The organism is uncultured Cohaesibacter sp. (assembly GCF_963556055.3).
In the GTDB taxonomy this organism is placed as follows: Bacteria; Pseudomonadota; Alphaproteobacteria; order Rhizobiales; family Cohaesibacteraceae; genus Cohaesibacter.
In genome coordinates this window covers 1-21,570 of the sequence record NZ_CAUVYE020000001.1, presented here as the reverse complement: position 1 = coordinate 21,570, position 21,570 = coordinate 1, and the positions used below count along the sequence as shown (strand labels likewise).

Sequence of the window (21,570 nt, the reverse complement as noted above, 5' to 3'; positions counted from 1 at the left end):
CTGCTCCTTTGCCAGACAGGGTCGTCCTGTCCTGCACTCATCCCGGTTATGGCGAGCTACCTGAAACACCGCCGACGCAAAAGCTGGTGGATCGCATTCGCTCGCTCAAGGAAGAGGGGGGCGAAAGCTATGGCCACAGTCGGGCATCCAACATGGTGGCTCATCCGGTCGATCCGTTTGCGCTGGAAGTTGCGGCTTACGTTGCATCTGGCACCAAGGCTGATGGGCTGTTTGCCGCGACCCGCATGTTGCAGTTTGCTGATTTGCGACCCTTTTACAGGAAAATCACAATCCCCACGCTGGTTCTCTTTGCACAGAAAGATCCCGTCGTGAGGCCCGAACTGTCAGCCGAACTCAAGACGCTGACACAAGGGGCAATACAGAAAACGTTACCCAATGTTGGCCATGCCCCCTATCTGGAAGACAAGGAAGAGTATAACAAGTCCATCACTTCCTTCATCGAAACTTCCTCCGATCAATCCGAAGCTTAGGCACTCGGTCATTCTGTCATCACCTCAACCTGCTTAAATTTGGGAGGAAAAGTATGTTAGGTTTTCTCATCGGCCTCGTCGTCACGATCCTCGTGGCCTGGCTCATCATCAAGAAATATCAACCGCACACGGTTCTGCTGCTGGCAGGCCTCCTGCTTTTGGCCCTAACTCTGTTCGTTGCGCCAGAAACGTCCATTCTGTTCAAGAAAGCAAAGTCGACCGGCCTGTCTTTGTTTGACATTTTTGATTATGTCCGCGGGTCTCTGGGCTATCGGGCCGCTGGTCTGGGCATGATCATCATGGCCGCTGGTGGGTTTGCAAAATATATGGACCATATCGGCGCGACCGATGCGATGGTTGACGTCGCCATCAAGCCGCTGAAATTGCTGAATGCACCCTATGTGGTTCTGGCTCTTGGCTATGCGGTGGGGCAGATCCTGAATATCTTCATTCCAAGTGCAGCTGGCCTTGCCATGCTTTTGCTGGTTACTTTCTACCCGACGCTGGTCCGGCTCGGTGTCAGCCGTGCCGCCGCAGCAGCCATGATCGGAACAACAGCGGTTCTCGATCTTGGTCCGGCGTCAGGGGCTGCCAACCTTGCTGCCAAGACCGCAGAGCTTGATGTTGCGATCTATTTTGCTCATCATCAGCTTCCTGTCGGCATTGCTGCGATTATCGTCATCACCATTCTGACCTATATCAGTGGCCGCTACTTCGATGCCAAGGCCGAGCATAAGGTGAATGCAGAAGCAATCGATGAGGGGACCGAACAATCGAAAGACAAGGCTCCCGCTTTCTATGCACTGCTGCCTATGATCCCTCTTGCCTTGATCCTTGTGTTCTCCAAGCTGCTTGTCAGTTCCGTAAAACTGAATGTGGTAACTGCCATGCTCATCGGTGCATTGCTGGGTCTGGTTTGCGAAGCCATTCGTCATCGCAATGGCAAAGCCGTCACCAAAGGTTTCATGGCCTTCTTTGACGGCATGGGCCACATGTTTGCCCGAATCGTTTCGCTGATTGTTTGCGCTGAAGTGTTCGCAGCCGGTTTGAAAACCATTGGCATGGTCGATTTCCTGATCAATGCAGCGCAAGGCTCGGGCTTTGGTGTTGTCGCAATGACACTGGTCATGTGTGCCATGGTAACCGTCATCGCCGTGATCACGGGATCGGGCAATGCAGCCTTCTTCTCTTTCGGTCATCTGGCTCCGAATATCGCATCGACCTTTGGTGCCTCGACCGTTTCCATGCTGCTGCCGATGCAGTTGACTGCTGGTCTTGCAAGGTCCATGTCGCCCGTTGCCGGTGTCATCATTGCGGTGAGTGATGCCGGTCAGTGTTCACCCATCGAGGTTGTCAAGCGCACTGCGCTGCCTGTCATCGGCGGTATTGTGACTGTTGTCTTTTACAGCGTGATATTCGCCTGAGGTTGCTTCATGCCAATCAGGGAAGCAAAAGGGTCTGCAATCCAGCCCCCTTTGCTTCCCGCCTCGTCAGTCAAGAATCGGGCTCCTTTGGAGACCTGCCGGATGGAAAGGCAGAATAATGACCACACCTCTTCTCAATCTGGATCGCTTTCTTGAAGACCTCGCCTATCTGGTCAATATCGACAGTGGCAGTAAGGATTTCGAAGGCGTTGGCAAAGTGGCGGATTTCTTCAAACGGAATTTGCAAAACTTGGCTGGGATAGCGTCGAGCGCACGATGGATCCGGACTTTGCGCCCTGCCTTGAGTTTCTGAGCCCGGGTCACGCAGCTGAACATGACATCCTGTTGCTCGGCCACATGGACACGGTGTTTCCCAAGGGCACCGCGCAGGCAAGACCATTCCATATCGATAATAACAGAGCCTACGGTCCGGGTGTTATGGACATGAAATCCGGTGCCTTGTTCGGCCTTTATCTGGCGCACCTATTCAAGGAAACAGGCGAAGCCTTTCCATCCATCTGCTTTGCCCTCAATAGTCACGAGGAGCTTGGATCCGCAAGGGCTCGGCCATGGATCGAAGGCTTGGCAAGACGCAGTCACATTGCTCTGATCCTTGAGCCGGCGCGAGCGAACGGCGATCTGGTTTTCGAGCGCAAGGGAAGCTGCCGATATAATCTGACCTTTCACGGCAAGGCAGCCCATTCGGGGGTCAATCCGCAAGATGGTGCCAGCGCCATCAATGAATTGGCTCACTGGATCATCGAGCTGCACAAGCTAACCGATTTCGACGCGGGCCTAAATCTCAATGTCGGTCTAGTTTCGGGTGGGACATCGGTCAATGCCATTGCCGAATTGGCAGAAGCAAAGGTCGATATGCGCTTTGTCGAGAATGATCAGGCTCTTCGGGTAGATGAGCGCATCAAGGCCATGGTTGAGCACCCCTTTACAGACACTGTAAGGACTGAGATTTCCGGCGGCATATCTCGCCCGCCAATGAATGCGTCTGAGGAAAGCCTCGCATTCTGTCGCAGAATTGACGCCATCGCGCAAAAAACAGGGATTGCAAATCGGTTGGCAAAAAACCGGTGGCGGATCTGACGGCAATTTTACGGCCAATATCGGCATTCCCACGATCGACGGCATGGGGCCTGTTGGAGGATTGGCCCACAGCCGTGAAGAATATCTCGAAGTGGACTCGATTGCGGAGCGCTTTGCTTTGCTGGTGGAGGTTGTCCGCGATTTGAAAGACCTGTCTGGTCGGCTCTAGCCCCAGTTCTTTCGATCAAGTCTTGCCGCATCTTGCTGTGGCCTTCGGTTCCGCAGCGCTCATCTTCAAACAGCAATGGATACCCGACCCACTTTCGGATCGGGATGGGAGGAAACTATGATCAACAAACGCATTGCGTCCCTTGGACTGGCAGCCATGGTCAGCTTTGTCATGCCTGCATATGCCGATGACATTCTCGCGTCCAGCCCCGAAGCGAGCATGGGAGAACATGCCAAGGTCATTGCGATCTATGGCAATTCCTACACGCACTATAACAACAACCTCAATACCCGGCTGAGGGATCTGACCCGCTCCCTTTTGCCCGATAATGCCAAGGGCTACAGCTTTCGCGGCATCTCGATATCAAGTGCCCGCCTTGGCTGGCACGTCCCCAACCTTGAATTCCAAAATGGATTGAAGCATTGGGATGCGGTGATATTTCAAGGCAATTCCACCGAGCCAATTCATGCCAAGGCAAAGGATCGGCAGTATTTTGTCGATTCAGCGACGCAAATGGCCAAAATTGCCCATGATGCAGGATCCAAGGTGGTCTATTTCATGACCTGGGCACAGAAGGCCAAGCCAGAGCAAACGGATGAGCTGGAAAAAGCCTATTATGACATAGCAAGCAAGACCGGGGGGTATATGGCTCCGGTCGGTCTGGCCTTTGCTGCCGCAAGAGAGGACCATCCGGACATCGAGCTTTATTTTGTTGACGGCAAACACCCATCGCTTGCGGGGACCTATCTGGCTGCTTGCGTGTTCTTCGCAACTCTTTATGACCAGTCTCCGGTCGGCGGTGCCATTCCAATCGGCTCTGACATGTCCGAGGAAACAGCGCGCGCCTTGCAGGAAACCGCCTGGAAAGTCGTGACCGACTTCCGCAAAACCGGACAGCAATAGACTTGGCTTGAATGCCCGTCAGGTCACTGGTTCGGCTCCAGCTATTTTAATTGTTGAATGTTCAAACAGCGCCGTACTCGTTCTCGTGCCCGCATGAATGAGTACGGCAATTCTTGTGCAGATGCGACGCCAATTTGCAATTCTGTTCGATGAATGTGGGCAGCAGGCTGTCATGTGAGCGAGGCAATGGCCATCGGTGTCTCTTTGGGCTCAAGTTCCCTTTGCACAGCATTCCGCCTTCTCCTGCGGGGGGCTGCTCTTGGCCTATTCGCTTTTCGTTTTAGTCTGAGGATAAGTGTTGATCCTGATGCTGCGTGCTTTTAGCTTTGCTGGGCAAACAGTTTCACACTATGACTTCACAGAAGGTGAGGGGCCATGTCCTCGTATATCTCAGATAATGCCTGTTACTCTCCACTCTTTGCTGATGCCGAGATCGAGGCCTGTTTCAGGTGTGAAAGGCTCATGGCGCTCATGCTTGCCTTTGAACTGGAGCTTACTCGCGCGCTTGTCGATCATGATGTGGTTGAGACGTCGGCCGGAGAGGCTGCTCTTGCTGCTATTGAAGATTTCACCCCCGATGCCGGGATGCTTGGTATTGGCAGTTTACAGGATGGATTGCCTGTGCCTGCTTTTGTTCGCAGCCTCAAGGCCCATGTTGCGTCACGCTCCGGGGAGGTGGCTGCTGCTGCCGTACATGTGGGCGCGACCAGTCAGGATCTTGTTGATACGGTTCTCGTTTTGAATTTGCGTGCGGCAAGCCTTTGTCTGTCAGAACGGCTTGCGCGAGTGGTTGAACAGCTGGAAAGGCTAGATGATTGTTTCGGAGCGAAAAACTTGATGGCGCGAACACGCATGCAGGCGGCACTGCCCATCACAGTATCGGATCGTCTCGATAGCTGGGTGATGCCTTTGCGCGGACATCTCTCGGATCTGCCTTCCTTGCGTCAGCGCGTCGAGCAAATCCAGTTTGGCGGTCCGGTCGGTACGCGCAATGGACTTGGTGACAAGGGAGACGCGGTTGCCTCCCAGCTCGCTGCGGCTTTCGATCTTGGCAATCCGCAAAAAGCCTGGCACAGCATGCGCGAGGCGATTGTCGACTATGGTGATTTCCTTTCAAAGCTCACCGGTAGCCTCGGCAAGATGGGGATGGATATCTGTCTGATGGCGCAGCAAGGGGGCGGCGAGATCGTGCTAAAGGGGAGCGGTACAAGCTCGGCCATGCCACACAAGCAGAATCCTGTTTTGGCGGAAATGCTGGTGGCCTTTGCCCGATTCAACGGAGTGCAGGTCTCGGGCCTTCATCATGCGATGGTGCATGAACAGGAGCGTTCCGGCATGGCCTGGACTTTGGAATGGATGATCCTGCCACTGATGGTGGCGACGGCTGGCAAGGCGTTGCTTCATGCTGATACCCTGCTTGCGCAAGTGGAGAGCATTGGAGATGCCTGAGATGCAGCAAAACCGAACTCGCAGAAGTGATCCGGTCTTGCCGTGTCGTCCGTTGGGTCAAGCTTTGTGGCTAGATATCGAAGAAAACGGTTTCATCCTCGCCCTGTAGGCGGACATCAAACCGGTAGACAATCTTGCCGTCCCGTTCGGAGCGTTTGGCGATGAGCGTCTTGCGTCGGCGCTCCCATTCAATCACATTGATTATCGGATCGACCGCGTTGGCCTCTGCTTCATCGTCGAAATAAATCCGCGTATTAAGGCCGACATTGATCCCTCTGGCGACGATCCAGAGGTTGATGTGTGGGGCCATGGTGGTGCCGCTGCGCCCAGCCACCTTGCCCGGCTTGATGGTCTCGAAGGCCCATTCGCCGGTGGCAAAATCGGTGATGACCCGTCCCCAGCCGCGAAAACCCTCTTCCACATCGCCACCGCCTTCAGGATGGGCGTAATGGCCGTCACTGTTGGCTTGCCAGGCTTCCAGCATGACATCCTTGATCGGGGAGCCGGTTCCGTCGATGACGATGCCCTCGACCCTGATGCGTTCCCCTTTGGCGTTGGGGCCTGCAATGTCCCAGCCCAGTTCCTGCCGGTAGATATCAAAGCCGGCCGCACCGGGAGCAAGGCCGATATGAACATAGGGGCCGGCGGTCTGTGATGGGGTTTCCTTGAGATAGTTCAGTTCCTGCGGCATCGGTCAGTTCCCTTCCAGACGGTTCTCGAACAGGGTGGAGCGACGCCCGCGCAGCACGATGTCGAACTTGTAGGCGATGCTGTCCAGTGGAATGGTAGCGTTGAAGTCAATCGGGGCGATCAGACGCTGGCGTGCCGCTTCATCGGGCACGGTCTTGACAATCGGGCAACGCTCGATCAGCGGATCGCCCTCGAAATACATCTGCGTGATCAGGCGCTGGGTGAAAGCCGATCCGAAGACCGAAACGTGAATATGAGCCGGACGCCAGTCATTGACCCAGTTGCGCCATGGATAGGCTCCGGGCTTGACGGTGCGGAAATAGTAATAGCCGTTCTCATCGGTCAAGGTGCGGCCACATCCGCCGAAATTGGGATCAATCGGGGCCAGATAGGTATCCTTCTTGTGTCGGTAGCGACCACCGGCATTGGCCTGCCAGATTTCAACCAGCGTGTTGGGAACAGCGCGGGCATTTTCGTCCAGCACCCGGCCATGGACAATGATCCGCTCGCCAATGGCGCTCTCTCCGGACTTGGCATAGTTATGGATAAGATCCTTGTCGAGCGGGTCGATGTCATTATGACCAAAGACCGGGCCGGTGATTTCCGAGACCGAGTTTTCCAGACTGATCAACGAATAGCGCGGCGAACGGGCAACGCTGGTCTTATATTGCTCGGTATAGGCGGGCGGATGCATCCGCCTGTCTCGCTGATAATATTCTCCTGGCTTCATAAATCTATCCTCCCTAATAGAATTACTCGCTGGTCTTGCCGACGTCTGTTTCTGCTTCCATTTCCTCGTAAATCTGTTTGGCCAGCTTGATCGCGTGATTGGCCCTTGGCACGCCCGCATAGATGGCAACATGCTGGAACGCCTCCAATACATCATCCTTGCTGGCTCCGGTATTCACCGTTGCGCGTATATGCATGGGAATTTCGTCGAAATTGCCCGTTGCGGCCAATAGCGCCAATGTCAGAATTGACCGGTCCCGCATGGAAATGCGCTTCGACGACCAGACCGATCCCCACGCCGCTTCCGTGATCAATGTCTGAAAAGGTTCATCGAAGGCGCTTTTGTTCTTTTCCACGCGGTCCACATGGGCATCGCCCAAGACGGCCCGTCTGGTGGCCATTCCTTCATCAAAGCGATCAGGCATGATTTGTCTCCTTGAAAAAACGGATGAGAAGGCGGGCGAATTCTTGCGGGGCTTCCACGCAAGGCAAGTGACCGGTGCCCTCGATCAGCGCCATGTGGGCATTGGGGATTTTTTCAATCGTTTCCTGAACGATCTCCGGCGGGCTTGCGCCATCGAGTGACCCGGCAATGCCCAGGGTCGGCTGTAGAATGCGGGGGAGAAGGTCAGTGAGATCCGTCTTCGCGAGAGCTTCACAGCAACCGAGATAACCCGCGACGGGGGTGCGCCTCAGCATATTGCGCCAGGCTTCCTGATCGTCGCTGGCCAGAAATGCAGGCGAGAACCAGCGTTGCATGATGCTGTCGGACAGTGGTTCCAGACCGTTTTTACTGATCCAGTCGATCCGCTGCCGCCACATGGCCGCATCGCCCATTCGCGCGGCCGTGTTGGAAAGGACAAGAGCCTTGATCAGATCAGGCCGACGAACGGCCAGCCCCTGTGCGATCATGCCTCCGATGGACAACCCCACAAAGAGCGCCTCGCTGATTCCCAAATGATCCAGCAGCGTCTCCGCGTCATCGATCAGATCTTCAATGCTGTAAGGTGGAGGGGGACATGATGACAGGCCATGGCCACGCGTGTCGTAGCGGATATAGTGCAAGCCTTCTGGCAGAAGAGGCAGCAGGGCGTCCCACAGACGCAGATCAGTGCCCAGCGAATTGGCAAAGACGACTGCCTTGCCCGCCGGGTCTCCATCGTCGCGCCAGTGATGCGCCACATTGTCGAGCTTCGCTATCCGCATCAGTATGGCAACCCGACATAGTTCTGAGCCATCGTGCTTTGCGCCTGAACGTTGCCTTGAAGAAAGGCCAGTTCGGCTGACTGCATCTTGACGTCAAAGTCGCTTTGGTCCGGGAAGCGATGCAAAAGGTTCGTCATCCACCAGCTGAAACGCTCCGCTTTCCAGATGCGTGCGAGAGCGCGTTCGGAATAGCGGTCAATGCCTTCAAGATCCCCATCAAGGATTTCCGAGACAAGGCCGTGATAGAGATAGTGAATGTCGGATGCTGCGGTATTGAGCCCTTTGGCCCCGGTTGGGGGCACGATATGGGCCGCGTCTCCGCAGAGGAACAGTCGTCCCCAGCGCATCGGCTCGGTTACAAAGGAGCGCAATGGTGCGATGGATTTTTCAATCGATGGACCGGTTTCCAGCTTGCTGGCATAGTCTTCGGGGATACGGCGTTTCAACTCGTCCCAGAATAGCTGATCAGACCAGTCATTCGGACTATCGGACAGAGAACACTGGATGTAATAGCGGCTGAGATGGTCGTTGCGCATGGAGCAAAGGGAAAAGCCGCGATCGGATGAGGAATAGATCAGTTCGTGATGCACCGGTGGTGTCTCGGAAAGAATGCCAAGCCAGCCAAAGGGATAGATCTTTTCATATTCCCGCCGAACATCGACGGGAATGGACTGTCGGCTGACACCGTGAAACCCGTCGCAGCCAGCGATATAGTCCGCGTGAATGGTCAGCTCGCGCCCATCCTTCTCATAGGTCACATAGGGATATGCGGTGGTGGCGTCGTGAATCCGGACATTTCCAACCTCAAATATGATTTTGCCACCTGCCGCTTCACGCGCGTCATAGAGATCACGCGTTAGCTCTGTTTGACCATAGACGACAACAGGCGTGCCGGTATGTTCCGTGAAATCAATTCGAAACTGGGTGTTGCCGTTGGCGATGACCGTTCCGTCATGAACGAAGCACTCCTTGTCCATGCGTTCGGCCACGCCTGCCTGCCGCATCAGTTCGACAAAGCCGGTTTCCAGAATGCCCGCGCGGATGCGGCCAAGCACATAGTCGCGGGTCTTTCGCTCCAGAACCACCGTGTCTATGCCTTTTTTTGCGAGCAGCTGCGACAGCAAAAGACCAGATGGTCCCCCTCCAATAATCAGGACTTGTGTGCGCATTTTTTCCTCCCCATACGTTGGTCCAATTTTGATTGGGGCAAAATGGAATGTAAAATGAGAAAATCGCCACTTTAGTTTCTAGATTTGGAAAGAAATTGAGAATTCTCTCATGATTGATCGCCGTATCAAGTTCCGGCACATTCAGTGCTTCGTTGAAATATGCCGTCAGAAGAGTCTGAAGAAGGCCGCGGAACGGCAATTTCTCACGCAACCCGCCATCTCGAAAACGCTCAAGGAACTGGAAGATATTCTCGATACGCACCTGCTCAATCGGAGCCGGGCAGGGGTCAGTCTCACCAAGGAGGGGGAAGTCTTTCTGCATTTTGCCGAGATGAGCGTCGCCTCTCTTCAGCAGGGCCTTTATGGTGTTGAGCAGATTTCTTCTGGCGGCAAGACCCGCCTTGCCGTTGGGGCTCTGCCAAGTGTTGCGGCCCGTTTGATGCCTTCTGTGGTGCAGGCCTTGTCCAGTCTGACGGACGATGTGCGCTTGTCCATTTCGGACGGTCCACACAGTTTTCTGATGGATCGTCTGCGACGTGGTGAACTGGATCTCGTCATTGGTCGGTTGGGAGCGCCAGACACCATGAAAGGCATTTCCTTCACTCAGCTCTATCATGAACATGTGGTTGTTGTGGTGCGGCCCGAGCATCCGCTCTGCGGTGAGCCGAACCTTGCGCGGTTATCGGAATGGCCCGTTTTGTATCCTTCGGAGGCATCGGCCATCAGGCCTTTGGTCGAGCGCTTCATGATTGCCAATGGCATTGGAGAAATCCCCAATCGGATCGAAACGGTATCAGGCGCATTTGGCCGATCGTATGTCACCAAGAGTGATGCGATCTGGATCATTTCCGCCGGTGTGGTTGCCAATGAAGTTGAGGATGGCAGGCTGGTGCAATTGCCCTTCGATATGGACACGACCAGAGGGCCTGTGGGCCTGATGGTGCGTCAGGAAAGCGAGGCCGGTCCCGCTGAACGGATGTTCCGACTGGCCGTCAGTCAGACCATCCGCGATCTGAAAATGGATTAGACATGAAGGTGTTAATGTAGATGAGGAACAATCAATAAGCGATATACTTTCCAAATTCGGAAACTAAACAGTCAATTTTATCATTTTACACCGCCGTATTGATAATTCATTTTGCGTGAGAGGCGTTGTAAGTAGAAACGCGAGGGGCGGTTTGTCTTGGAGGAGGCACCGGTTCTCTGGCTGGAGCTGACCATTTTCCATCAGCTTTCGGAGACGCTCAAATTTCTGTTTTCATAGTGCCCTTTCCCTCCTGTCTGTATGGTTGGGGAAAGGGCTGGTGATCTGGGAGGAGACACTGAAATGAAGAAAACATCAAAGATTCCATCTGGAGCTTCTGTTTCGCGCAATGGATTGGCTGGCTTCGTAAAGGCTGCGGTTTTTTCCGCACTTGCGTTCGGGAGCCTTGCGTCTGAAACGATCGCGTCAGATTTGACCTTGCGGCTGCATCAGTTTCTGCCAGCGCAGGCGGCGGTGCCAAAGCATGTCCTGATTCCCTGGATGGAAAAGATCGAGAAAGAATCCGATGGGCGCATCAAGTTTCAGCACTATCCCGCCATGCAGTTGGGGGGGACGCCACCGCAACTCTATGATCAGGCGGTTGATGGTGTCGCTGACATCATCTGGATTCTTCCCGGCTATACGCCCGGACGTTTCCCGCGAACCGAAGTGTTTGAGCTGCCTTTTACGCTGACCAATGCTGAAGCTGTTTCTCGCGCCTTTTGGGACCTGGCGGAAGAAACCATGATGGACACCGATTTCAAGGATACGAAAGTTCTTGGGCTTTGGGTTCATGGTCCGGGGGTTATCCATTCCAAAGAGCCGATCAAAAGCGTGTCCGACCTCAACGGGGTGAAGCTTCGCGCACCGACCCGTGTCACCAATACCTATTTCAAAAATCTGGGTGCCACGCCCATAGGCATGCCAATCCCGGCGGTGCCTGAGGCTCTGTCCAAAGGCGTGATCGATGCCACGGTTGTGCCCTGGGAGGTGACGGGTGCTCTGAAGACCAGCGAGCTGGTTCATAATCACACCGAGTTCGGAGGAGAGGCCATCTACACGGCAACCTTCGTTCTGGCCATGAACAAGGACAAATACAACGCCCTGCCGGACGACCTGAAAGCCATTATCGACAAGAATTCCGGCATGGAGTTTTCTGCCGCCGCTGGCAAATTGACTCAAGACCAAGATGCCGGCCCGCGAAAAATGGCAGTTGACCTTGGCAACAGCATTGTCGAGCTGACGCCAGAAGAGGTGGCCGAATGGAAGGCCGCGGCCGACCTGACGATCAAGAACTGGGTCACCGAGATGGATGAAAAGGGCATTGATGGCACCGGTCTGGTGGCTCGGGCCAAGGAACTGATCGAGAAATACACCAACTGATATCGCCCGATTTTGAAAAACGCACTCGGGCTTGCATTTGCCCGGGTGCTCGAACCCTGAGCCTGGAGACTTGAGATATGCTGAAAGCTATGGAGCGCATCGCGCGCTTGATGGCTGTCGTCGGGGGACTTGTACTTGTTGCACTGATCCTGCTGACCTGCCTGAGCGTTGTCGGGCGCAGCCTTAACACGATTGGCCACTCGGCCGCACTTGAAGCCATTTCTCAGGGTCTGGCAAACCTGTTGTTGGGTACCGGTGTCGGCCCCATCAATGGCGACTTCGAGCTTGTGGAAGCGGGAATTGCCTTTGTCATCTTTGCCTTTTTGCCTGTTTGCCAAATCTATTCTTCTCATGCGACGGTGGATGTCTTCACCTCGCTGCTGTCCAACAAGACAAACCGCTATATCAAGGCCTTCTGGGAAGTCCTGTTCTGTCTGCTCATGCTGCTGATCACCTGGCGCCTGTTTGTCGGAATGGAAAACAAGATGGAGTATGGCGAGACAACCTACTTGCTCCAGTTCCCTGTCTGGTGGGCTTATGCTGCGAGTTTTGCTGCTGCTGTGCTTGCGTCAATTGTCAGCGTCTATTGCGCAGTTGCCCGCCTGGCTGAACTCGTTTCGGGACGTCATTATCTTCCCTATACTGATGGAGCGGTCCATTGAGCATTCTGGAACTGGGTTATCTGTCATTTCCGGTTCTGCTGGTTATGATCTTTTTGCGGGCCCCGATCGGTCTGGCGATGATGATCTGTGGCATGGGCGGACTTTATCTCGCCATGGACGGGCCTAACATGGTGCTCGCCAAGCTCAAGAGTGAGGCCTACTCGACATTTTCGAGCTATTCGCTCACCATTATTCCGATGTTTCTGCTGATGGGGCAGTTTGCTACGCTGTCCGGGCTTTCCAGCTCTCTTTTCAAGGCCGCGGAAAGCTGGCTTGGTCATCGCAAGGGCGGTGTCGCAATGGCGGCAATCGGAGCCTGTGCCGGGTTCGGGGCGATTTGTGGCTCATCACTGGCAACGGCCGCAACGATGAGCCGTGTGGCTCTGCCTGAATTGCGCCGCTATGGTTATGACGGGGGCTTTGCCACCGCTACGTTGGCCGCCGGAGGAACGCTTGGCATTCTCATTCCGCCGTCTTTCATTCTGGTGATATACGCCATTTTGACCGAACAGAATATCGCAAAGCTGTTTCTTGCAGCGTTCGTGCCGGGCATTCTGGCGGCGATCGGATATATCATCACCATCTCTATTTATGTGCGTCTGAAGCCGGGATCAGCAGGAACGCGCGCGCCTGTGCCCTATGCGCAGCGCGTGCGGGATCTGGTGGATGTCTGGCCGGTCCTGCTTGTCTTCGGTGTTGTTGTTGGCGGGATCTATCTGGGATGGTTCACGCCCACTGAAGGTGCAGCAGTTGGTGCTGCTGGTACCGGGTTTATCGCGCTCGTCAGGGGAAATCTCAACTGGCAGGTGCTCAAGAGCAGCTTTATTGCGACGGCCGCGAGTACCGCGATGATCTTTTTCATCGTGTTGGGTGCAGGATTTTACAACAGTTTTCTCGCGCTTAGCCAAGTTCCGCAGGAGCTTTCAAACTGGGTGGTCAGTCAGGATTTCAGTCCCTGGACTGTGCTCACACTTATCCTTGTTTTCTATCTGGTCTTTGGTTGCCTGATGGATAGTCTGAGCATGATCCTGCTGACGATCCCGATTTTCTTTCCGGTGATCAGTGCGCTCGATTTCGGCATGAGCCATGAGCATCTGGCGATCTGGTTCGGCATTCTGGTGCTGATCGTAGTCGAGGTGGGGCTGATTACGCCACCGGTGGGGATGAATCTCTTCATCATCAATTCGCTGGCGGTCAAGACCAGAATTTCGGAAACCTACAAGGCCGTGATGTGGTTCGTAGCGTCAGACATCGTGCGGGTTATCATTCTGGTGCTGTTCCCATCGATCACACTGTTTTTGCTGCCTGGCTAACGACCGGGTTGTGCCAGAGGGCGTGTTTGAAGGATTGGAAAAATGCAGATCGACAAGACCATTGCATTGGTGACCGGGGGCGGCAGCGGATTGGGAGCGGCAACCGCTCGCACTCTGGCCGATGAGGGAGCGCGCGTTGCCATTCTTGATTTTGACCTGAGGCGTGCCAAGGCCGTTGCCAAGTCCATCAACGGGTTTGCTGTGCAAGCTGATGTGAGCGATGAGACTGCGGTGGATCGCGCGATTTCAGAGGTGGAGGCCTTTTGGGGCTCCTGTCCCCGCATAGCAATCAACTGTGCGGGGATCGGCCCGGCTGCCCGTATTGTCGGGCGGGAAGGCAAGACTTCCTTTGATGTTTTTGATCGCACCCTGAAGGTCAATCTTTATGGATCCTACCATGTCATGACCCATGCGGCGCGACGGATGATCGAGCTTGATCCACTGGAGGGGGGAGAACGCGGCGTGATCATCCATACCGCCTCGGTTGCCTATCAGGACGGCCAGTTGGGGCAGGCGGCCTATGCCGCCTCCAAGGGTGGCATAGCCTCCTTGTGTTTGCCTGCTGCACGCGAGTTTTCTCGCTTTGGTATTCGTGTGATGGCAATTGCGCCGGGGCTTTTTCATACGCCCATGATGGAAGGATTGTCCGAAGAGGTGACTGCGGAGATCATGAAGACTGTCCCGTTTCCCGACCGGCTCGGATTGCCCGAAGAATATGCGAAGCTCGCCGGGCAGATCATAACCAACCCATATCTGAATGGTACGACCATTCGCCTTGATGGCGCAGTGCGCTTACCGCCTCGCTAAGGCAACTGAAGGACGAGAAAATGACCGAAGACGCAATTCTCAAAGTGGACATCGAGGATAACATTGCAATCCTGACGATGAACCGGCCCGAAAAGCGTAACGCCATGTGTGATGAGCTGCTGGAAGCCATTGACGCCTTTTTCTCAAATCCGCCGGAAGCGATCAAGGTGGTCGTGTTGACAGGGACCGCCGGGCATTACTGTTCCGGGCTCGACCTTGCCGAGCATGTTGCAAGGGACGCTGAAGGGACAATGCGTCATTCGCGACTATGGCATCAGGTTTTTGATCGCATTCAATATGGCGGTTTGCCTGTGGTTTCGGCGATGTTCGGGGCCGTGATCGGTGGCGGGCTGGAATTGGCGACGGCGACTCATGTTCGGATTGCCGAACCGTCCACCATCTTCCAACTGCCCGAGGGGCGGCGCGGAATTTTCGTTGGTGGTGGAGCAAGTGTGCGGGTCGGTCGTATTCTGGGTGCAGACCGCATGATCGAGATGATGCTGACGGGGCGCAAATATGGTGCCGAGGACGGTCTGGCGCTGGGTTTGACCCATTATGCTGCCGGTGAGGGCGAGGCGCTCGACATGGCCATGGATCTGGCACGCAAGATCGCAGCCAACGCTCCTCTGTCAAACTATATCATGATCCAGGCGCTGAGCCGCATTGAGGACATGGCCAAGGCAGATGGGTTGTTCACCGAAAGCCTCTGCGCCGCGCTGACTCAAACCAGTCCCGACGCACAGGAAGGGCTGACGGCATTCCTCGAGAAGCGGTCGCCCAATTTCAAGTGAGACATCTGGTCGAGGGTTTGCGCTTCGACGGCAATTTCAGAAACAGAAGATCTGGTTCAGTTTATCGCAACTGACTGGCATTTGCATATTTTCCGGAGCATTGGCGTGTCGAGAGGAACACGCCGAACCGGAGGGGGACGACGTCAAGACTTGGGAGGGGCTGGACGATGACACCAACAAAAGGCTTTCAACCGCATTCTGTCAGCCGAGAGGATCGGCAGGATGGCGCAATTCTGCTTCGTTCCAAGCATGCTCTTGGGCCGGTAGTCGAGCGGACGGGCGATTGGCTCAATCGCTGGAGCAAGGACGCTCCGGATCGCATTTTTCTGGCTGAGCGCAGTGGTGCCGGATGGCATGAGGAGAGCTATGGTTCGACAATACAGAAAGTGCGCGCTCTTGCAGCAGCTCTTCTGGGACGGGGCATGGGGCCAACGACACCACTGCTGATCATGTCTGGCAACGGGCTGGATCATGGCCTGTTGACCTTGGCTGCGCAATATGTCGGCGTGCCCACGGTTCCTGTTGCCGAGCAATATTCACTCATTCATGGTGCCCATGGTCGCCTTCGCCACGTCATTGATCTGATCAAGCCTCGCATGGCCTATGTGTCCGATGCGGACCAGTATCGCGAAGCTTTGGGGCTTGAGGCCTTGCAGGGAGTGGATGTTATCGCCTCTCGTCCCGGTCACAACACGCGGGTGACGTCTTTTGCCTCGCTGTTGCGGGGAGATGCGGGCATCAATGTGGATGCCGCCTTCGACAGGGTGAGCACAGACAGTGTCGTCAAGATCCTAATGACCAGCGGCTCCACCTCCAGTCCCAAGGGGGTGGAAACCACCCATCGCATGATGTGCGTCAACCAGACCCAGATTGCCGATGCCCTGCCATTTCTGAGAAAAAGCCCGCCGCGCGTGGTCGACTGGCTGCCGTGGAACCATGTCTTTGGCGGTTCGCACAATTTCAACATGATGCTGGCTAATGGCGGCAGTTACTATATTGACGATGGCAAACCGGTGAAGGGCCTGTTTGCCCGCACTGTCGAGAATCTTTCGCTGGTGACGGGGACTGCCTGTTTCAATGTGCCGGTCGGGTTTGCCATGCTGCTTGAGGCTCTGGACGCTGACAAGGGATTGCGTCAGCGCTTCTTTGAGGATCTGGACTTGATCTTCTATGCAGGGGCGTCGCTGCCGCAGGATGTCTGGCAGGGTTTTGAGCGAATGGCGATGGAGATCCGCGGCGAAATACCGCTGATGACCTCTTCATGGGGGATGACCGAAACCGCACCGGCCTGCATCATGCAGCATGAGCCTGTGGATCGTGCCGGTGTCGTGGGCGTCCCGCTTAATGGTGTGACTGTCAAGCTGTTGCCTGACAAGGACATGCGCTTTGAGGTGCGGGTCAAGGGAGCGAGCATTTTCAAGCGCTATTACAATGATCCGGAAAAGACTGCCGCAGCTTTTGACGAAGAAGGCTATCTGATCACTGGGGACGCCATGGTCTTTGTCGATCCGGACGACATCAACAAGGGGATGAAGTTCGATGGTCGTATTTCAGAGGATTTCAAACTACTGACGGGAACGTGGGTGCGTGCCTCCAAGCTGCGTATCGATATGCTTAGCAGCCTTGCTCCGCTGGCCAATGATCTGGTGATCACGGGGGCGGACCGGAGTGAGATCGGCGTGATGATTTTCCCTAACAAAGAGGCATTGAAGCAGCTCGGATTCGAACTCATCGAGGATGACGGCGCCTATCGCTGCAAACTGTTGCAGGGGGAGATACAGCGTCGCCTTGCTGAACGTGCCCGCTCCATCTCCGGCTCTTCGACGCGGATCTCTCGGGCACTTGTTCTCAAGGATGCTCCTTCCATGCCTGAAGGGGAAATGACTGCCAAGGGCAATCTCAATGTCCGGAAGGTTCTGACCCGGCGAGCGGTCCTGCTTGAGCGGCTTTATGACGATGCCGATCCGGCGGTAACGACGATTTAGGAAGGAAACGCAAAGATGGTTGATCTGGTAAAAATCCGTGCAATCGACATTCATACTCATGCCGAGGAGCCTTGTGGCTGCCATTCCGATGATGGCTATGACGAGTTGCAATCGACTATGGCAAGCTATTTCCGGGCACCATGGACGCACCCGCCGACAGTGCCTCAGACGGCGCAGCATTATCGCGAACAGAATATCGCTGCCGTGATCTTTCCTGTCGATGCGGAACGGGAAACCGGCTATCGCCGCTACAAGAATGAAGAGGTTGCCGAACTGGCCGCCGAAAATGACGATGTGCTCATTCCCTTTGCCTCTATCGACCCTTGGAAAGGTAAAATGGGAGTGCGCGAGGCGCGTCGCCTGATGCGTGATTTCGGCATCAAGGGGTTCAAGTTTCATCCCACCATGCAAGGATTCTATCCGAATGACCGGATCGCCTATTCACTTTACGAGGCGATCGAGGAAGAGGGCGGTATTGCCCTGTTTCATACCGGTCAGACCGGTGTCGGATCCGGCATGCCGGGGGGGCAATGGCATGCGGCTGAAATATTCCAATCCGATGTATATGGACGACGTTGCCGTAGACTTCCCCGATCTGAAAATCATTCTGGCCCATCCTTCCTTCCCCTGGCAGGAGGAGGCGCTCGCCGTGGCTCAGCACAAGCCCAATGTTTATATCGATCTCAGTGGCTGGTCACCGAAATATTTCCCCGAAATCCTCGTGCGCTACTGCAATTCCATCTTGAAGAAAAAGGTTCTGTTCGGATCCGATTGGCCGATGATCACGCCGGAGCGCTGGCTCGCCGACTTCGAGCAGATCGCCATCAAGGACGACTTGCGCGAAGACATCATCAAGGGCAATGCCGCCCCGCCTGCTGGGGTTGGTTTGATGAAGCCGTTTTCCGCGCCGATTGACGATATTCTTTTCTCATTCAATCACGTCGCCGGAGCGGGGGGAACTGCCCGATTGGGATAAACAGCTGGCAAGCGAGATTGCCATGCATTTCGCGAGTTTCGCAGAGGCCGAGATTGCTCCACTTGATGAGACGGGCGACCGGCAGGGATGTCGATTGGAGAATGGCCGGGTCTATATGTCCGACGGTTTCAAAGAGGCCTTTCGTGCCTATGTGGAGCAAGGTTGGCCGGGCTTGTCGGCTCCTGCCGAGTTAGGTGGCGTCGAACTTGGCGGGCAGGGGCTTGGCGAAATCATGCAGGCCATTCTGGTGGAGATACTGGCGGGTGCCAATCACAGCTTCCAGATGGTCACGGGGCTCGTGCCCGGTGCAATTCGTACCTTGATGCGGTTTGGGACGCCTGCTCAGCAAACGCACTATTTGCCGGGTCTGGTTTCCGGTGCAACGCTGGCGACCATGTGCCTCACAGAGTCCGGGGCCGGGTCGGACCTGTCGCGTATTCGATGCCGTGCGTGCAAAAAGGGTGATGCCTGGCAACTAGAGGGGGAGAAGATCTTCATCTCAGGTGGAGATCAGGACATGAGCGATACCATCCTGCATCTGGTGCTGGCTCGTACTGGCGATAACGGCATCAAGGGACTGTCGCTCTTTCTCTGCCCCTCCAAGAATAAGGCGGGTATGCCGAACGCTGTCACTGTCATGCGCATCGAGGAGAAGATGGGACTGCATGCCTCGCCAACCTGTCAGATGATCTTTGATGGTGCAGAAGCCGAGTTGATCGGCGAAGAAGGGCAGGGACTGGTTGCCATGTTCATCATGATGAATCATGCCCGGATAGATGTGGCGCTACAAGGGGTCGCCCATGCCGCTCGTGCCTATGACATTGCCAATAGCTATGCCTGCGAGCGGGTTCAGGGGCGCTCTGTGGAGGACTGCGAGGTTACTCTGAAGGAGCATGCAGATGTGCAACGGATGCTGGAGGAGATCGATCGGCGGGCCATGGGGGCGCGCGCCATGGCTCATCTGGCGCTTGTCACCCTTGAGAGGGGAGACAATCCCGACCTTGTTGAGATCCTGACGCCACTTGCCAAATGCTATTGCACGGAGGCGGGCATAGAGGCTGCATCCTTGGGAATTCAGGTGCTTGGAGGATATGGCTATCTGCAAGAATATCGTCTTGAGCAGACCTATCGGGATGCGCGGATCACGTCGATTTATGAAGGCACCAACGGTATTCATGCGCGCATGCTTGCCACCCGATTGTGCGCGGGCCGATCAGCAGACGCTCTCGATGACTATATGTCAGGATGCCGGAGCAGTTTTGAGTTTGCTGGCTGTGTAGAGACCTGGCGTCAGGCTCGTGTGAGATTGCTTGAGGCTGATGATCCGACATTGCTTGCCCATCACTTCATGCATTTGACGCAAGCAACTCTTCTCACTTGTCTATGGACCAGAATTGAAGATGCTGCGGCCCATCACGGCGACAAGGGACGGATCATGCGTTTAGTCCGGCGTTCGAAAGTCATGCTGCCTGCTGAAGTGGGCCGTCACGCAAAGATTCTTGCATCTCTGGCGAACGTGGTGCCATAGGGCTTCATGCCTGACGCCGCAAGGTGATCTCATAGGTGTAATGCTTGGCAGGCAAAATGCTGAGCGTTATCATATGGCTGTTGTTGCTTGCATCGCGATATTGGCGGCGAAGTTCCAAAGCGTGATCACCAGCTGCGACTTGCAGGGCACTGGCGAGGTCTTCGGGGACCGGTACAGCTTTTATCGACTGTTCGATTTCGTGAATGATGACGTTGGTTTCATCTTCCAGCAGCACATAAATGAGCCCCGGATAATTCTTCACCTTTTCGGCGATCTGCCCATATTCCTCGCTGAGATAGATGTCGGTCCAGCCGACCGGAGCCGATTGCTGCTCGATATTTCTTGTCTGACGAATAAGGACCCAACGTCTGCCCGGGCGGTCGCCGAGACGTTGTGCCAACTGCTCGTCGGCGACCAGTGGTACAATTTCCTGCACTTCACGCCAGGATGGCCCGGCGAATTGCATCAAGTCTCCGGTCACGGACATGGAGTGGACATAGGTGGTGGGGGGCTCACTCGAGAGGATGCGTGTCGGTGCGCCCTGTTTTCTCTCGATCATGCCAAGGCGTTGGAGTTCTGCCATCGCGGCTCTGACCGTGGAGCGGCTTGCCTGAAACCGTTCACATAATAAAGCTTCGCTAGGGCAATGCATCACCAACCTTGAAAAGCCCGGATTTCAAGTCTTTCGTGATCTGTGCTGCAACTTCCAGATAGCGTTTTCCCATCATGCCCTCGGGTTCGTTCCTTGATTCTGTCTTGCTCTAGTCTTGACACAAGAAAAGATTTGGATCAATATGTCCGTATAAGTTTACTTGTTCGTACAAGTTATGACAAGTCGGGGAGGAAAATATGGTTGCCGAGACGTCCGAGGCGGTGGATAAAGCCACCGACCTCGAAAAAGCGCAGGAATTGGATAGCGAAGGACAGGACAGGAGCCTTTCCAGGTTCCTGACAATCCTTCTGGTCGTTCTTTCTGCGCTCTATGCGCTTTTTCATCTGGCTGTCCTCAATTTCTGGGCAATTGATGAATGGGTCTATCGTGTCATTCACGTCAATATGGGGGCGGTGCTCGGCTTCATTGGCATCAAGATATGGTCTGGTGAAAAGGGGCGCGGAGTCAGTCTGGTCGACTGGGCTCTGATTGCCGGGGCTTTCGGGTGTTCGGCCTATGTTGCAATTAATCTCGAACAGCTGATCATGCGGACAGGTGTGATCACGACTACCGGCGATTACATCTGCGGCATCGTTGGAAGCGTGATCGTTCTGGAATTTGCCCGCCGAGTGGCCGGGATTATATTGCCAGCGATTGCGCTGGTCTTTGTGGCATATGTTTTCGTGGGACCATGGTTGCCGGGAATCCTGCATCACTCGGGGTTCGAGTCAGCCAACTTTGCCTCCTATCTCTACAGCCAGGATGCGATTTTCGGCATGACCGTGGCGGCCTCTTCACGATACATAATCCTGTTTGTTGCCTTTGCGGTATTCCTGCAAGCGTCCGGTGCTGGCGACTATTTCATGCGCTTGGCCATGGCTCTGTTCGGTGCGGCCCGTGGAGGCCCCGGCAAGGTTTCAGTCTTCTCGGGCTTGCTGTTTGGTACAGTGTCGGGATCAGCGGTAGCAAATGTTGTTGCTTCGGGTACCTTTACCATTCCGCTCATGCGCAGGGTCGGATATCCAAGAGAAAGCGCAGGAGCCATCGAGGCGGCCTCCTCTTCTGGTGGTCAGTTGGCGCCACCGGTCATGGGAGCGGGCGCTTTCATCATGGCCGAAATC

At 55.1% G+C, this 21,570-nt stretch carries 23 protein-coding genes and 1 pseudogene; 18 read left to right on the top strand and 6 right to left on the bottom strand.

Features of this window, described 5'->3' with window-relative positions:
- From ACHZB8_RS00120 to ACHZB8_RS00090, 7 genes are all read left to right on the top strand, one after another.
- On the top strand, window positions 1-491 hold a 491-nt coding region (locus tag ACHZB8_RS00120; protein WP_316857854.1), incomplete at its 5' end, for an alpha/beta hydrolase.
- 53 nt (window positions 492-544) lie between these two features.
- Window positions 545-1,915, top strand: coding sequence for a C4-dicarboxylate transporter DcuC (gene dcuC, locus ACHZB8_RS00115; RefSeq protein ID WP_316857853.1), 1,371 nt, complete (start codon window positions 545-547; stop codon window positions 1,913-1,915).
- 118 nt (window positions 1,916-2,033) lie between these two features.
- Complete coding sequence (locus ACHZB8_RS00110) at window positions 2,034-2,228, top strand: hypothetical protein (RefSeq protein WP_316857851.1); 195 nt, start codon at window positions 2,034-2,036, stop codon at window positions 2,226-2,228.
- Window positions 2,192-3,013: a M20/M25/M40 family metallo-hydrolase gene (locus ACHZB8_RS00105; RefSeq protein WP_316857850.1), complete on the top strand. Its 822-nt coding sequence runs from the start codon at window positions 2,192-2,194 to the stop codon at window positions 3,011-3,013. Before ACHZB8_RS00110 ends, ACHZB8_RS00105 begins: the two co-directional genes overlap by 37 nt.
- A complete protein-coding gene (locus ACHZB8_RS00100) occupies window positions 2,976-3,182 on the top strand; it encodes a M20/M25/M40 family metallo-hydrolase (protein ID WP_316857849.1) in 207 nt (68 codons plus the stop codon). The genes ACHZB8_RS00105 and ACHZB8_RS00100 overlap by 38 nt, the downstream gene beginning before the upstream one ends.
- Before the next feature lie 117 nt (window positions 3,183-3,299).
- A complete protein-coding gene (locus ACHZB8_RS00095) occupies window positions 3,300-4,085 on the top strand; it encodes a hypothetical protein (protein WP_316857847.1) in 786 nt (261 codons plus the stop codon).
- A 375-nt stretch (window positions 4,086-4,460) separates the two neighbouring features.
- A complete protein-coding gene (locus ACHZB8_RS00090; protein ID WP_316857845.1) occupies window positions 4,461-5,534 on the top strand; it encodes a 3-carboxy-cis,cis-muconate cycloisomerase in 1,074 nt (357 codons plus the stop codon).
- A gap of 70 nt (window positions 5,535-5,604) precedes the next feature.
- Here ACHZB8_RS00090 and pcaG read toward each other — a convergent pair whose 3' ends face one another.
- The 5 genes from pcaG to pobA are packed head-to-tail and all read right to left on the bottom strand — an operon-like array spanning window position 5,605 to window position 9,328.
- On the bottom strand, window positions 5,605-6,225 hold the full coding sequence (pcaG, locus tag ACHZB8_RS00085; RefSeq protein WP_316857844.1) for a protocatechuate 3,4-dioxygenase subunit alpha: 621 nt from the start codon (window positions 6,223-6,225) through the stop codon (window positions 5,605-5,607).
- Between the two features lie 3 nt (window positions 6,226-6,228).
- On the bottom strand, window positions 6,229-6,954 hold the full coding sequence (pcaH, locus tag ACHZB8_RS00080; protein WP_316857843.1) for a protocatechuate 3,4-dioxygenase subunit beta: 726 nt from the start codon (window positions 6,952-6,954) through the stop codon (window positions 6,229-6,231).
- Between the two features lie 22 nt (window positions 6,955-6,976).
- Window positions 6,977-7,378, bottom strand: a complete 402-nt coding sequence (gene pcaC / locus ACHZB8_RS00075) for a 4-carboxymuconolactone decarboxylase (RefSeq protein WP_316857841.1) — start codon at window positions 7,376-7,378, stop codon at window positions 6,977-6,979.
- On the bottom strand, window positions 7,371-8,159 hold the full coding sequence (pcaD, locus tag ACHZB8_RS00070; RefSeq protein WP_316857839.1) for a 3-oxoadipate enol-lactonase: 789 nt from the start codon (window positions 8,157-8,159) through the stop codon (window positions 7,371-7,373). Before pcaD ends, pcaC begins: the two co-directional genes overlap by 8 nt.
- Window positions 8,159-9,328 carry a 4-hydroxybenzoate 3-monooxygenase gene (pobA, locus tag ACHZB8_RS00065; RefSeq protein WP_316857837.1) on the bottom strand — a complete coding sequence of 390 codons (1,170 nt, stop codon included), beginning with the start codon at window positions 9,326-9,328 and terminating at the stop codon, window positions 8,159-8,161. The genes pcaD and pobA overlap by 1 nt, the downstream gene beginning before the upstream one ends.
- Window positions 9,329-9,437: 109 nt before the next feature.
- Here pobA and pcaQ point away from each other — a divergent pair, with 109 nt between their 5' ends.
- From pcaQ to ACHZB8_RS00015, 10 genes and pseudogenes are all read left to right on the top strand, one after another.
- A complete protein-coding gene (gene pcaQ / locus ACHZB8_RS00060) occupies window positions 9,438-10,355 on the top strand; it encodes a pca operon transcription factor PcaQ (RefSeq protein WP_316857836.1) in 918 nt (305 codons plus the stop codon).
- Window positions 10,356-10,655: 300 nt separating this feature from the next.
- Window positions 10,656-11,735 (top strand): TRAP transporter substrate-binding protein, encoded by a 1,080-nt coding sequence (locus ACHZB8_RS00055; RefSeq protein ID WP_316857834.1) that lies wholly within the window; start codon window positions 10,656-10,658, stop codon window positions 11,733-11,735.
- A 77-nt stretch (window positions 11,736-11,812) separates the two neighbouring features.
- A complete protein-coding gene (locus ACHZB8_RS00050) occupies window positions 11,813-12,397 on the top strand; it encodes a TRAP transporter small permease subunit (protein ID WP_316857832.1) in 585 nt (194 codons plus the stop codon).
- On the top strand, window positions 12,394-13,710 hold the full coding sequence (locus ACHZB8_RS00045; RefSeq protein ID WP_316857831.1) for a TRAP transporter large permease: 1,317 nt from the start codon (window positions 12,394-12,396) through the stop codon (window positions 13,708-13,710). The genes ACHZB8_RS00050 and ACHZB8_RS00045 overlap by 4 nt, the downstream gene beginning before the upstream one ends.
- 42 nt (window positions 13,711-13,752) lie before the next feature.
- Complete coding sequence (locus ACHZB8_RS00040) at window positions 13,753-14,517, top strand: SDR family NAD(P)-dependent oxidoreductase (RefSeq protein ID WP_316857829.1); 765 nt, start codon at window positions 13,753-13,755, stop codon at window positions 14,515-14,517.
- A 20-nt stretch (window positions 14,518-14,537) separates the two neighbouring features.
- A complete protein-coding gene (locus ACHZB8_RS00035; RefSeq protein WP_316857827.1) occupies window positions 14,538-15,308 on the top strand; it encodes a crotonase/enoyl-CoA hydratase family protein in 771 nt (256 codons plus the stop codon).
- A gap of 167 nt (window positions 15,309-15,475) precedes the next feature.
- A complete protein-coding gene (locus ACHZB8_RS00030) occupies window positions 15,476-17,293 on the top strand; it encodes a feruloyl-CoA synthase (protein ID WP_316857825.1) in 1,818 nt (605 codons plus the stop codon).
- A gap of 15 nt (window positions 17,294-17,308) precedes the next feature.
- Window positions 17,309-18,013 (top strand): annotated as a pseudogene (locus tag ACHZB8_RS00025) (amidohydrolase family protein); the annotation flags it as partial.
- Window positions 18,014-18,071: 58 nt separating this feature from the next.
- Entirely contained in the window at window positions 18,072-18,269 is a 198-nt protein-coding gene (locus ACHZB8_RS00020) for a hypothetical protein (RefSeq protein ID WP_394706056.1), read from the top strand.
- Between the two features lie 22 nt (window positions 18,270-18,291).
- On the top strand, window positions 18,292-19,797 hold the full coding sequence (locus ACHZB8_RS00015) for an acyl-CoA dehydrogenase family protein (protein WP_316857824.1): 1,506 nt from the start codon (window positions 18,292-18,294) through the stop codon (window positions 19,795-19,797).
- A gap of 4 nt (window positions 19,798-19,801) precedes the next feature.
- Here the strand turns inward: ACHZB8_RS00015 and ACHZB8_RS00010 are convergent, their stop codons facing one another.
- Window positions 19,802-20,449, bottom strand: a complete 648-nt coding sequence (locus ACHZB8_RS00010; RefSeq protein WP_316857823.1) for a GntR family transcriptional regulator — start codon at window positions 20,447-20,449, stop codon at window positions 19,802-19,804.
- 197 nt (window positions 20,450-20,646) lie between these two features.
- On the opposite strand from ACHZB8_RS00010, the gene ACHZB8_RS00005 reads away from it, so the two are divergent.
- A partial coding sequence (locus ACHZB8_RS00005; protein WP_316857822.1) for a TRAP transporter large permease subunit occupies window positions 20,647-21,570 on the top strand: 924 nt, incomplete at its 3' end.